The 14,464-nt window shown below is 34.3% G+C and carries 9 protein-coding genes; 8 read left to right on the forward strand and 1 reads right to left on the reverse strand.

What is annotated here, in order from left to right:
- The first annotated feature begins 125 nt into the window (after window positions 1–125).
- The 6 genes from BMY96_RS02750 (at window position 126) to BMY96_RS02775 (ending at window position 6,483) form a co-directional block, all read left to right on the forward strand.
- Window positions 126–422 carry a GIY-YIG nuclease family protein gene (locus BMY96_RS02750; RefSeq protein ID WP_092848807.1) on the forward strand — a complete coding sequence of 99 codons (297 nt, stop codon included), beginning with the start codon at window positions 126–128 and terminating at the stop codon, window positions 420–422.
- A 210-nt stretch (window positions 423–632) separates the two neighbouring features.
- On the forward strand, window positions 633–1,337 hold the full coding sequence (locus BMY96_RS02755) for a queuosine precursor transporter (RefSeq protein ID WP_092848809.1): 705 nt from the start codon (window positions 633–635) through the stop codon (window positions 1,335–1,337).
- Window positions 1,338–1,447: 110 nt separating this feature from the next.
- Window positions 1,448–4,135: an AsmA-like C-terminal region-containing protein gene (locus BMY96_RS02760; protein ID WP_092848811.1), complete on the forward strand. Its 2,688-nt coding sequence runs from the start codon at window positions 1,448–1,450 to the stop codon at window positions 4,133–4,135.
- Window positions 4,136–4,607: 472 nt separating this feature from the next.
- Window positions 4,608–5,471, forward strand: coding sequence for a sigma-70 family RNA polymerase sigma factor (locus BMY96_RS02765; protein WP_092848814.1), 864 nt, complete (start codon window positions 4,608–4,610; stop codon window positions 5,469–5,471).
- Between the two features lie 100 nt (window positions 5,472–5,571).
- Window positions 5,572–5,766: a 30S ribosomal protein S21 gene (gene rpsU, locus BMY96_RS02770; RefSeq protein WP_092848816.1), complete on the forward strand. Its 195-nt coding sequence runs from the start codon at window positions 5,572–5,574 to the stop codon at window positions 5,764–5,766.
- Between the two features lie 93 nt (window positions 5,767–5,859).
- Window positions 5,860–6,483: a LysE family transporter gene (locus BMY96_RS02775; RefSeq protein ID WP_092848818.1), complete on the forward strand. Its 624-nt coding sequence runs from the start codon at window positions 5,860–5,862 to the stop codon at window positions 6,481–6,483.
- Here BMY96_RS02775 and BMY96_RS02780 read toward each other — a convergent pair.
- The gene (locus BMY96_RS02780) at window positions 6,480–7,274 is read right to left on the reverse strand and encodes a DUF2797 domain-containing protein (RefSeq protein WP_092848820.1); all 795 of its coding nucleotides are present in this window, start codon (window positions 7,272–7,274) and stop codon (window positions 6,480–6,482) included. The genes BMY96_RS02775 and BMY96_RS02780 overlap by 4 nt on opposite strands.
- A gap of 42 nt (window positions 7,275–7,316) precedes the next feature.
- Here BMY96_RS02780 and BMY96_RS02785 point away from each other — a divergent pair, with 42 nt between their 5' ends.
- Both BMY96_RS02785 and BMY96_RS15920 read left to right on the forward strand, forming a co-directional pair.
- A complete protein-coding gene (locus tag BMY96_RS02785; RefSeq protein ID WP_092848823.1) occupies window positions 7,317–8,831 on the forward strand; it encodes a GH3 auxin-responsive promoter family protein in 1,515 nt (504 codons plus the stop codon).
- Between the two features lie 495 nt (window positions 8,832–9,326).
- Window positions 9,327–14,464: BspA family leucine-rich repeat surface protein (locus BMY96_RS15920; protein ID WP_175473499.1), on the forward strand; the 5,138-nt coding region annotated here is incomplete at its 3' end.

Here is a 14,464-nt window from a genome sequence, read left to right on the forward strand (position 1 = left end):
AATGCTCCTAAGGTCGCATCACTCGAACTGACAAACCTATAATTAAAAACCCCAATGTCACTTCGAGTGGTTTTTGTGAGTGTGCGAACAAAAATTGTATCGAGAAGTTTTTTATCTTTATCACTATGAAAACGTATTATGTTTACATTCTAAAATGCTCAGACAAGAGCTATTACACAGGTTTTACATCTAACATTACTAAACGATACGAAGACCATAAAATGGGCCGATTTGTAGAGAGCTATACCTACAAAAGGCGCCCTGTTCATTTAGCTTTTTATTCTGAATTTACCGAAGCCACTATTGCCATACAAACAGAAAAACAAATTAAAAAATGGTCTAGAGCTAAAAAAGAAGCTTTAATTAATGGAGAATTTGAAAAGCTTCCTAACTTAGCTAGAAAAAAATTCAAGAAAAAGTGAGGTTCTCTATACAATACTCCTACCGTCGCATCACTCGAACTGACAACCATTTGATTAAACAATCTGCTGTCACTTCGAGTGATTTTTTTCAGCTGACGAAGAAAAAATGTATCGAGAAGCTTTCTAATTTAACTTTAAAAAATGTTCACTAAGAGTTCTTGACACAACGCACCTTAGGCCGCATCACTCGAACTGACAAAAATATTATAAATGACATTAAAAGATAAACTTGCCGCACAACGTATATACTTGCTCTTAGGAGCACTTTTTATAACATCGTTGGTGGTTTCAAATCTTATTTTTCAAAAGTTTTTTTATTGGTACCCTTTCAATATTGAAATTTTTGGTAATAAACTTTTCGAAATATCGGTTGGTATATTACCCTACCCTATTACCTTTTTAATTACCGATTTAATAAGTGAAATTTATGGTAAAAAGCGTGCTAATGATGTGGTTGTTATTGGCATTTTTGCTTCTTTATTTTCGTTATTAATCATTTTTACGGCCGATTCGGTTCCTGCAACATCATGGTCTTACGTAGACGATAAAACATTTAAAACCGTTTTTGGAAATTCTATGATTGCCGTTTTTGCAAGCATGCTTACTTACTTGTTTGCACAGTTTGTAGATATTCAAATTTACCACTTCTGGAAACGCTTAACTAAAGGAAAACACTTATGGCTGCGAAATAATTTTTCCACATGGTTTTCCCAATTTGTAGATACCTTTACTATTGTGTTTTTACTATGTTCCTTTGGTATAATAGATTGGGCAAACTTTAAAGGTCTTTTGGTTAGTGGCTTTTTATTTAAAGTTATTGTAGCCGCTTGCGACACGCCACTATTATATTTAGGCGTATACCTTTTTAGAAAACGTTTTAATTTAAAAGTAAACGAAGATATTGATTTACTTTAAAATGGAATGCGTTAAAATTACTAGTAGTAAGGTTAAAATTATATTAAACTTTTAGTTTACTTAGGCCTAAAATTAAACGCGCTCGTATATTTACATAAACCCCGTTAACTATGAAAAAAGCTTTAAAAATTGTTGGCATTACTTTATTAATACTTATAGTACTTTTAATAGCCCTTCCGTTTGCTTTTCAAGGAAAAATTAAAGATATCGTAAAACAAACCATAAACAACAATCTTAATGCTAAAGTTGAGTTTAGCGATGTGTCTTTAAGCTTAATTAAAAGCTTTCCACAGGCACAAGTAAGCGTAAGTGATTTAGTAATAACAAATTTCGAGCCTTTTAAAGACGAAACCTTTGCTACGGTTAAGGATATTTCGTTTACCATGTCTATTAAAGAAGTTTTTAAAACCGCCAGCGAAGAGCCTATAACCGTAAATTCTATATATGTTGACCAAGCTTTAATGACGCTTAAAACCGATAAATTAGGCAATAACAACTACGATATAACTAAAGAAGATACTACTAACGCAACAACCACCAATGCTGGCTCTAGTAATTTTACTTTTAGTATTGACGACTACCAAATTAAAAACAGTGCCTTAACTTATATTGACGATATTTCTAAAACATTAATTCACGTTTCCGAGTTAAACCACGAAGGTCATGGTACGTTTTCTGCCGAAACCTCCGAACTCGATACTTACAGCGAAGCCAATGTAAGTTTTACGCTAGACAGCACAAATTACTTAAGCAGTAACCCTGTAAAATTAGACGCCTTAATAGGTCTAGATTTAGTAAACAGCAAATACACTTTTAAAGAAAATAAAGCCTATATAAACGATTTACCATTAGAGTTTCAAGGTTATGTGCAACTCGTAGAAGCTGGACAGGATATCGATATTAGCTTCGAAAACCCGGGTTCAGATTTTAAAAATTTCCTGGCTGTAATTCCTAAAGCTTACTCTAAAGATATTGCTAATGTAAAAACCTCTGGCGATTTTAAAGTAAAGGGAATTATTAAAGGTTTAAGCTCAGATACTACAATCCCTAATCTAGATATTAGTATAACATCAAACAATGCATCTTTTAAATATCCAGACTTACCAAAAAGCGTTACCAACATTGTAATAAACACCGAAATAAAAAACACTACCGGAAATGTTGACGACACGTATATCGATATTAAAACCTTAAATTTTAAAATTGATGAAGATGTATTTAAATCTTCTGCTACGCTAAAAAACTTGACTAAAAACATGTTGGTAAATGCCAATTTAGATGGTACTTTAAACCTTGCTAACATTACAAAAGCATATCCTGTAGAGCTAGAAAATTCGCTTACCGGAATTTTAAAAGCGAAACTAAACACGGCTTTTGATATGGATGCTGTGGCAACTAATGCCTACGCAAGAATAAAAAATAATGGATCGGCAAGTATTTCTAACTTTGTATTTTCATCGGAAGATATTGTAAACCCGTTTCATATCTCAGATGCTAATCTAACCTTTAATCCAGGAACTGTATCGCTTAATAATTTTAGTGCCAAAACAGGCGAAAGTGATATTCAGGCCAAAGGTACAATTAACAATTTACTAGGTTTTTTACTAAGCGATAATACCTTAAAAGGAAACTTTACTGTTAATTCCAACACCTTTAAGGTAAGCGATTTTATGACCGAAAGTGAAACCGCACCAAGCACCAACAAAACCACAAGCAACGCCGAATCATTAAAAATTCCAGCCTTTTTAGAGTGTACTATAAATGCCGATGCTAAAACCGTTGTGTACGATAATTTAAACCTTAAAAACGTAACCGGCACCTTATATATAAAAGACCAACAAGCCAAACTAGAAAACCTTAAATCTAGTATTTTTGATGGTGCATTGGCAGTTTCTGGCGATATTTCTACCAAAGAAGACACCCCAACATTCAATTTAAATTTAGGAGCTAACGGCTTTGATATTGCTCAATCTTTTAAAGATTTAGAATTACTTAAAAGTTTAGCACCTATTGCAAAAATTCTTCAAGGAAAATTAAACACAAGCATTAATCTATCTGGAAAATTAGATAAAGAATTTGCTCCAGATTTAAGCACCGTATCTGGCGATGCGCTTGCCGAATTATTAGCAACAAGAATAGGCGCCAACCAAAGCGAATTAATGAATAAGCTAGAAGGCTCGCTTAATTTTATCGACTTTAGCAAACTCGATTTAAAAGACCTTAAAACCAAACTATCCTTTGCCAACGGTAAAGTAAGCGTAAAACCCTTCGATATAAAATACCAAGACATAGCCATTACCGTTTCTGGTTCGCATAGTTTCGACCAAACCATGGATTATAGCGCTATTTTTAATGTGCCTGCAAAATATTTAGGCTCCGACATTAATAGGCTAATTGGTAAAATAAACGATAGCGAAGTAAGCAATTTAACCATACCAGTAACGGCAAATATTGGTGGTAGTTTTACAAGTCCGTCGGTTAAAACCGATTTAACAAGTGGTATCTCAAACCTTACCAACCAGCTTATAGAAATCGAAAAACAAAAACTCCTTAACCAAGGTAAAGACAAAGTTAAAGACCTAATTGGCGATGTAATTGGCAGTAATAAAACCAAAACCGACTCGGTAAAAACACAACAAAACAATGCCATAAAAGATGTTATTGGAGGCATTATTGGCGGCAACAAAATCACCGATAGCACAAAAACAAGCACGACTGGTAATACCAAAACCCAAGAAACTGTTAAAAACGTACTTGGTGGTTTATTTGGTAAAAAGGAGAAAGACACCGTTAAATAATATTTGGGTGTTACCCGAAAAGGGTCGGGCTTGAAGCCTGTCTTGAGCAAAGTTGAAAGGTTACAAGTCCGCGAACTTCCTACCGTCAGGCTGTGGGCTTTCCACTACAATCCCTAACGCGGGCATGTTTGCTAGCATCATATTAAAATCTATTTAATAGTTTTTTTTAAATGCCCTACTTTACAACACACCCCTTAATCTCCTCTTTTTAGAAGGGCAACACATAATCCCAAAAAAAAGATGAATTAACAACAGCTATAATCTAAAAAAAATAAGGATTAAAAGAGGCGTTACTACCTCATCATTCAAAAAACATAAAAAAAAACCAAAGACCATTAAAAACCGGGTCATTTTGCCCCGTTTTAGTCAATTTTCATTCATTTTTAAAGAAAATTCGTCATTTTTTAGGTTATTCCAACTATTCGGTTATATTATAAATTACGTTTAATCTTAAACACCCAAAATATTATATATGAGGCAATTAAAAATCACGAAACAAGTTACCAACAGAGCATCTAAATCGTTAGACAAATACCTTCAAGATATAAGTAAAATCCCGTTAATTACTGCCGACGAAGAAGTTGATTTAGCACAACGCATTAAAAAAGGCGATCAAAAAGCATTAGATACACTAACAAAGGCTAACTTAAGATTTGTGGTTTCTGTCTCGAAGCAGTACCAAAATCAAGGTTTAACCCTACCCGATTTAATAAACGAAGGCAATGCAGGTTTAGTAAAAGCAGCAAAACGCTTTGATGAAACTAGAGGTTTTAAGTTTATATCCTATGCCGTTTGGTGGATTCGTCAATCAATCTTATCAGCTTTAGCAGAGCAATCTAGAATAGTACGATTACCATTAAACAAAATAGGCTCAATTAGTAAGATAAATAAGGCCTATTCGCATTTAGAACAAACACACGAAAGGCCACCAAGTGCCCACGAAATTGCAAATACTTTAGAGTTAACGGTTAGCGATGTAAAGCAATCCATGAAAATTTCTGGACGCCATGTTTCTATGGATGCGCCATTTAAAGAAGGAGAAACATCAAATTTATACGATGTTGTTGCAGGGCAAGAATCGCCAAGTCCAGATGCCAAATTACTTAAAGACTCCCTTAATTTAGAGGTTAACCGTGTTTTAGATACGCTTTCGAGTAAAGAAGCCGAAGTTATTCGTCATTATTTCGGAATTAGCGTTAAAAACCCTAAAAGTTTACAAGAAATTGGTGATGCTTTTGGATTAACCAGAGAGCGTGTACGCCAAATACGAGAAAAAGGCATCCGAAAACTGCGTCAAAACTCAAAAAATAAAGTCTTAAGAACCTATTTAGGATAATCTAATACAAAAAATTTCAATTTATTAGGTTTTTATTTTTAAAAACCGCAAATTTGCAACCCATTTTGGATTTTCAGAAAAAGCACTAAAATAAAGGCATATGTTAAAAATAATAGTTAAAGATGGTGAAAACATCGAGAGAGCTTTAAAACGCTACAAAAGAAAGCACAGAAATATTAAAGTAATGCAGAACTTAAGAGAAGGACAGTTTTTTACAAAACCTTCTGTAAAAAGACGTCGTCAAGTTCAAAAAGCAGCTTATATTCAAAATTTAAGAGACCAAGAAGATATTTAGTCTTTAGTTTCAAAATGATATAAAAAGTCCTCTTTAAATTTTAAAGAGGACTTTTTTTTGTAAGCTTCTAATCTACTTTACTACAAAAGTAGCATGATTTTAGTCTATTTATTTATAGGAATTCTTGCAGCTGTACTTAGTGCCTTACCTTTAGGTGCATCAAATATTGCGGTTATTAATACTACCTTAAAACAAAACTCAAAACAAGCGTTTAAAATTGCCATTGCCGCAGGCTTCGCCGAAGTAATTTTATCTTTATATGCTTTAGACTGTAATAAAACCATCCAAGATTTTTTTAATAATAATTTATGGGTTCAAACAGGTATTGCCGGACTTCTTTTTTTTGCTGGCACCTACTTGTTTTTTAAAAAACAAACCGAAAAAAAATCTAAAAAAACAAAATTAACACAATCTAAATATGCTACGGGGTTTTTATTAGGTATCGTTAACCCACCTGTTTTAATTTATTGGGTTATTGCTTTTGGTGTTTTGCATAATAATGACATTATGCTCTCGCTAAAATCGTCGGCTTCAGTGCTATTTCTATTTTTTATAGGTGTTTATTTAGGTAAAGTTTTAACGCTTTATTTTTACAGCAGTATAAGTTTGGTTATTAAAAGTAAAGTACAAAACATCACTTTAATTGTAAACAAAGCTACAGGTGTATTACTTATAGCCATTAGCATAGTACAGGTATTAAACATTTATATTGCTTAATCAATAGAAATATTTACAACCAAGCCTTCATTGGCACGAATATTAAACACGCTTTGGTCTTCAAAAATTAAGTATTGACCTTTTATACCAACAAGTTTACCACTGTACTTTAGCTCTTTTTTAATATTTAAACTCTTTGGTTTTTCAGGATATTTAAGCACAGGGAATTCTATGTTAGTTTCGGTATTGCTTTCTATAAAATAATCGGCGGCCTCGATAGGGATATAAGGTTTTAAACGCTCACGCCATTCTACCAAATTTTCATCTTCAATATCGTTTTTTAGCATTTTTCGCCAGTTGGTTTTATCGGCTACAAAATCTTTTAAAGCCACCTCGGTAATACCTGCCAAATAACGGTTTGGCACCTCTACAATTTCAATAGCTTCATGTGCGCCTTGGTCTATCCAACGTGTTGGCACTTGATTTTTTCTTGTTACACCTACTTTTACATTACTAGAATTAGCCAAATAAACAATATGTGGTTGCAGTTGCGCTTTTTTTTCGTACTCTAAATCGCGATCTTCAATTCCTAAATGTGCGGTACTTAGCTCTGGTCGCATAATCCAATCGCCTGCTCTTGCTGTATTATAAAAACACTGTTTATCAAAGCCTTGCCTAAATATGGGCTTATCCAAACCGCAATTTAAACACTGGTATTTAATAAACTCCATGGTAACTGTTTTTCCTATTAATTGATTCATTTGTATGAAATCATTTTCAAAAACAAGATAGTATTGAATAGGGCTTTCAAATTCTGTTGCCATTTTTGTTAAAACACCTTGGTAGGTCATAAAAAAAAGTATTATTTTTAAAAAAATAAAGATAGAATAAATATGTCAATTCCCTTAGTAAATTCTATTGCATCGTGGTTTTTAAAAAAACGTTTTCATCAAATTGAATTGTTCTTAAAATACCCAAACGAAGTGCAAAACGAACTGCTTTTAAGCTTACTAGATTTTGCAAAAAACACCGAAATTGGCAAACAATACGACTTTGCTTCTATTAAAAATTACAAAACATTTGCAGAGCGTGTTCCTATAAAAAATTACGATGGTTGGCAAGATGATATTGAGCGTGCTAGACGCGGAGAAAGCAATATTTTTTGGCCAACACCTATAAAATGGTTTGCAAAATCTAGCGGAACCACCAGAGCAAAAAGTAAATTTATTCCGGTAAGTGAAGAGTCGTTAGAGGATTGCCATTATGCAGCAAGTAAAGATTTACTTTGTATGTATTTAAACAATAATGAAGATTCTCAATTATTTACGGGTAAAAGTTTACGCCTTGGCGGAAGCAAAGAATTGTATAAAGAAAAAGGCACCGTTTATGGCGATTTATCTGCTATTTTAATTGATAACATGCCGTTTTGGGCAGAATTTAGTAGCACACCTAGCAACAAGGTATCGCTAATGAGCGATTGGGAACATAAAATGCAAGCCATTGTAAACGAAACTATAAACGAGAATGTTACCAGTTTAGCTGGCGTACCGTCTTGGATGTTAGTTCTATTAAATAATGTTTTAGAGACTACAGGAAAACAAAACTTACATGATATTTGGCCAAATCTAGAAGTCTATTTTCATGGTGGTGTAAGTTTTACACCCTATAAAGATCAGTACAAAAAACTGCTTCCAAAAACTGGTTTTAAATATTATGAAACCTATAATGCTTCAGAAGGTTTCTTTGCCATTCAAGATCAAAACAATTCATCAGAATTACTTCTTATGTTAGATTATGGCATTTTTTACGAGTTTATTCCTATGGATATTTATGCTACGTCTCAAGAAGAAGCTATTCCGCTAAGCCAAGTAAAATTAAACAAAAACTATGCAGTAATTATAACTACAAATGGCGGTTTATGGCGTTATAAAATTGGAGACACCATTAGGTTTACCTCTTTAAATCCGTACCGTATAAAAATTTCTGGACGAACCAAGCACCATATAAATGTGTTTGGTGAAGAACTTATTATTGAAAATGCCGAAAACGCATTAAAAAAAGTATGCAACCGTACAAAAGCGGAAATAGTAGACTTTACAGCGGCTCCCATTTTTATGGAAGGTAAAGAAAAAGGAGCCCACGAATGGCTAATTGAGTTTAAAACCCCACCAGAAGATATTAACTATTTTAATGAATTATTTGACAACGCATTAAAAGCTTTAAACTCTGATTATGAAGCAAAACGCTACAACAACATTACCCTAAACAAGCCAAAAATTAATATAGCTAGACCTCAACTTTTCCATGATTGGCTAAAGCAGAATGATAAACTAGGTGGACAACACAAAATACCTAGGCTATCTAACACACGCGATTATTTAGAAGAATTATTAAGACTGAATCTTTAATAATACTCGTTACTCTAGCATAGTTTTTAAAATTTAGATAAAAAATTAATTTTCCGCGCTTTGTGCATACATTGTGTACGACCAAAATAAACGATAAAAAGCATCAAAATCGACAACGTGTAACTTAAAAAGTTTTTAAACGAATTTTTTGTCGTATAATCTAAAACCTGTTTTTACAATGTGCTTACACAAGGTATTAAACTTATTTTTACATCAGTTTTAAACACAGAAATACATTTTTATTATATAGATATCCAATATTAATTAATTTCCCTACATATAAAAACCACACTTAACCGTGTGGTTTTTTTTATTAATGTACCTCCGTAATTTATATTTTCTGCTCTATCAAACGTACTTCAAGATATTTACTAATTCATTATTTAAACCTAAGCATTTCACATAAATAGCTATAAGGCAACCCCATAAATAATAGAGTTTAGTGAGAGATTCTTATCTTTGAACTCCCTTAAACTAATAATAGATATTACAAAAATGCCAAAAAACTACGCGTTACTCCTTTTCTTTTTTGTCGTAAACATAAATGCATTTGCTCAAGGTTTTACGTCACTATGGAATACCGAAAATACAGAGTCCGGATCTTCTGCTAACAACCAAATTACTATACCTACAAATCCGGCATATACATATAACTATAATGTGAATTGGGGAGATAGTAATACAGATAGCAATATCACTGGCGATATTACCCATACATACAGCACACCCGGATTATACACCATAACTATTACCGGAAATTTTCCTTCTATTTATTTTAATGACGATGGAGACAAAATTAAAATAATAGAAATTTTAGATTGGGGTAACATACAATGGCAAACCATGGAAAACGCTTTTTATGGCTGCGAGAATTTAAATTTTGATGCCATTGCTTCGCCAAACTTAAGCACGGTTACAAGTCTTGAAAATATGTTTAAAGATTGTAATGCTTTTAATGGCATTGTAAACGATTGGGATATAAGCACAATAACAAATTTATCTGGAACTTTTGAGGGTTGTAACATTTTTAATAGGCCATTGGATAAATGGAACACATCATCGGTTACCTTAATGGCTAGTACCTTTAGAAATTGTTACGCTTTTAATGAGCCTTTAGATAATTGGAATACCGCTTCGGTTACAGACATGAATAACCTATTTAGCGGCGCTACACAATTTAACCAAAACATTAATAATTGGAATGTTAGCCAAGTGACTAACATGTCGGGCACTTTTAATATTGCATTAAACTTTAATCAGCCTTTAAACAGTTGGATTGTAGACAATGTTACCGATATGTCTAGAATGTTTTATAGATGCCGAAACTTTAACCAGCCATTAGACAATTGGAACGTAGACAACGTAACAAGCATGAGAGAGATGTTTTATGGGTTTTTAGACATGCCTTTTAACCAACCTATAAATATTTGGAAAGTACATAATGTTACAGACATGGCTTATATGTTTAGGCGATGTGCATCGTTTAACCAACCTTTAGATAGTTGGGATGTTAGCAATGTTACCGATATGAGTTACATGTTTGAAGGTGCCGATAGCTTTAACCAGCCCATAGGAAATTGGGATGTAAGCAACGTTACAAATATGCGCGCTATGTTTAGTGGCGAGAATCAAAGTATAGCCTTTAATCAACCGCTTAACGACTGGACGGTTAGCAGCGTTACTAACATGAGCCAGATGTTTAAAAATGCAGACAGTTTTAACCAACCGTTAAACGCTTGGGACGTAAGTGCTGTTGAAGATATGAGCGAAATGTTTAGTGGCAATGATGCGTTTAACCAACCTATTGAAATTTGGGATGTTAGTAATGTTACTACTATGCGCGGCATGTTTCAGCAAAACACAGTTTTTAATCTGCCGTTAAACAATTGGACATTAACTAATCTAACCAATATATCTTCAATGTTTGCTAGTGCAAGCCTATTTAACCAGCCACTAGATAACTGGAATGTTAGTAATGTAAACAATATGTCTGGTGCATTTAACAATGCAACTTCATTTAATCAAAATATTGGCGCTTGGAATATTTCCGAAGCTAACAACATGAGTAATATGTTATCTAACAGTGGTATTTCTCAAGAAAACTACGATAACATTTTAATCGCTTGGGCATCTCAGACTGTAAATAGTAATGTGACCTTGGGTGCCACAAATCTGCAATACTGCGATGCCTTAACACAACGACAAAGCTTAATTGATAATAACAACTGGAATATTGTTGGAGACGATGTAAACTGCTCTTATGTACTATGTACCAATATAATTTCTCCTATTGATGGCGATCAAAATGTGCCAGCCAACTCATCTATTAGATGGGAGGCTGCTCCTAACGCCGATGGTTATTATGTAAGCATTAGAAGAGAGGATGACTTAGGAAACGTTATACAGGTTATTGCTGATAATGAAGATTTTGGGAATGTTCTTTTGTTAAACTTCACTAACGAATTTTTACCGGGAGATAATGTTTTTGTATCTGTTGTTCCTTATAACGATGAAGGACCCGCAACAGGCTGTGAAGAAATAAGTTTTAAAACTGTTGAAAGCTGGGTTAATAGAACCGATGTTTTTAAAATTACGATTGATACTAGAAATTTAGATAACAACTCGACCGCAGCAAACCAATATCGCATTGAACTTAACGATGGCTATCCAGATTATCTTGTTTACGATTTTAATATAGATTGGGGCGACGGACAATACAACAATAACGTAACAGATGATATAACCCATACCTATTTAAACCCAGGTGTTTACACCATAGCCATTATAGGCGATTTTCCGTCGTTTAGACATAGCTCTAGCAATCGAGATAACCTAAAACTTATTTCGATGGACCAATGGGGCGACCAAGTTTGGGCAAGCATGAATCAAGCGTTTTACTTCTGTGAAAACATGGAATATAATGCTACCGACACCCCAAATTTAACACAGGTTACCAACATGGCCAGTATGTTTAGAAGGGTTGTTTTATTTAATTCTGATATTAACAATTGGGAGGTCGGGAATGTTACAAACATGAGTAACCTGTTTTCCCAATGCTCTATGTTCAATCAACCTTTAGACACCTGGGATGTAAGTAATGTAACAACAATGAGTGGTATGTTTAGTGGGGCATCGGTATTTAATCAACCTTTAAACGGCTGGAATGTTGCCAATGTAACTACTATGAATAGCATGTTTGGTCAAGCAAGAGAATTTAATTATCCTTTAAACTCTTGGGATACAAGTTCGGTAACAAACATGTCGTCTATGTTTTTATATGCAAGTCTTTTTAATCAGCCCTTAGATAATTGGAAGACAAATTTAGTTTCAGACATGTCATTTATGTTTTCCAACGCCGAACAATTTAATCAAAACATAGATAATTGGGATGTGAGTAATGTTACTGATATGGCAAGCATGTTCGCTAGAGCAACAAGTTTTAATGAGCCTTTAAACTCATGGGATGTAAATAAAGTAACAAACATGAGCCAAATGTTTAATGGTGCTACTGCTTTTAATCAAGCATTATTCGACTGGGATGTTGATGCTGTAACTAATATGCAAAGTATGTTTAGTTCGGCTTCAAGTTTTAATCAAAATATAGATACTTGGAATGTTACTAACGTAACCAATATGGCATACATGTTTAGCTATGCTACTGCATTTAACCAACCCTTAAATAGCTGGGACGTAAACTCGGTAGTAAACATGAGTGGTATGTTTCGTGGGGCATCTGTATTTAATTCGCCTTTAATAGATTGGGATGTAAGTGCTGTGGCTACAACCGACAGTATGTTTGAAAATGCAACACAGTTTAATCAACCTATAAACACTTGGGATGTTAGTTCGGTAACTATTATGTCTAATATGTTTGACGGAGCCAGCTCATTTAATAATACACTTAACAATTGGGATGTGTCTTCTGTTACAAACATGGAAGCTATGTTTTCGGGAGCTACCGTATATAATCAACCCATGGACAATTGGAATACCGGTGAAGTACAAACTATGGAGGAGATGTTTAAAGAAGCATCGGCCTTTAACCAGCCCATAGACACCTGGAACACCTCGTTTGTAACCACAATGGAAGCTATGTTTGAGGATGCTATTGTATTTAATAGCCCTTTAGGATCCTGGAATGTGGCCTCTGTAACAACCATGGAAAAAATGTTTAAAGGTGCACTTCAATTCAATCAAAATATTGATCCTTGGAATGTTAGAGCAGTAACCACCACCGAATATATGTTTAATGAGGCTAGCGCTTTTAATCAGACTTTAAATAACTGGCGTGTAACAGGCATTAGCAACATGAATTATATGTTTAAAGATGCCACTGCTTTTAACCAACCATTAGATAAATGGAACTTAGGAAACGTAAGCATGTATTCTACCTTTGAAAATGCTACAGCACTAAATCAATACCTCGGCGATTGGGATATTAGTGGTGTAAACGAAATGAGAAATATGCTAGACGATACCGCATTAACACGAGAGAATTACGACAACACATTAATCTCTTGGTCCGAGCAAACCTTAATTTCTGGAATTACATTAGGCGCTAACGGATTGCCGTATTGTGATGCTTTAGAAGAAAGACAATCCATGATTGATACTTATTTCTGGACTTTTAATGGCGACAATTTAGACTGTCCGCTTCCAGAATGTGCCCAATTATTATCGCCTTTAAATGGCGCAACAGATGTTCCTGTAAATACTAATTTAAGTTGGGAACCTGCACGCTATGCCCGAGGTTACAGATTAACTGTAATATCACAACCAGGAAACATTACCATTGTTAACAATGAAATTATTAACGATAACACGTCTTACGAATTCGCAACAGACTTTCTTGGAGGTGAAACTGTAGAGGTTACTATTGTTCCGTTTAATGATGAAGGCGATGCCACGGGATGTACGCAAGAAAGTTTTACTATTAGCAGCAATAGCACACCTACGGTTCCGGAATGTACCATGCTAACGGTTCCACTAAATAGTAGCACTGATGTAGCCATTAATACCGATTTAGAATGGACGCCAATAGCAAATGCCGATGGCTATAAAATAACAATGGGTTCTAGCCCTGGAGCATCAGATATTTTAAACAATTTCGATGTTAACAATGTTACAAATTATGATTTACCATCAGATTTAGCAGAAGACACCACCTTTTATGTTACCATTATACCTTATAATGCTGAAGGTGATGCCACTGCATGTACCGAGGAAAACTTTACAACAGAGCTTATTCCGGTCCCACCAACATGCACAACCTTAACCTCCCCTTTAAATGGCGCAACCAATGTTTCTATAGACACAGATATTAGTTGGAACGCCGTACCTAATGCTACAGGATATTTATTAAGTGTGGGTACTACTGGAGGTGGTATAGAAATACTAAATAGTATAGATGTTAATAATGTAATCTCTTATGATCTCCCAGACGATTTACCGACTAACCGACTTATTTTTGTTAATATAACGCCGTATAACGATGTGGGCGATGCCACAGGTTGTACCGAACAAAGTTTTAGAACAGGAACTCCTGAAACTATTCCAGTATGCACCACATTAACAAATCCGTTGGATGGTGATACCGATGTTGCTATTACAACTGATTTATCTTGGAATGCCAT

This window comes from Algibacter pectinivorans (genome assembly GCF_900112595.1).
Taxonomy (GTDB): Bacteria; Bacteroidota; Bacteroidia; order Flavobacteriales; family Flavobacteriaceae; genus Algibacter_B; species Algibacter_B pectinivorans.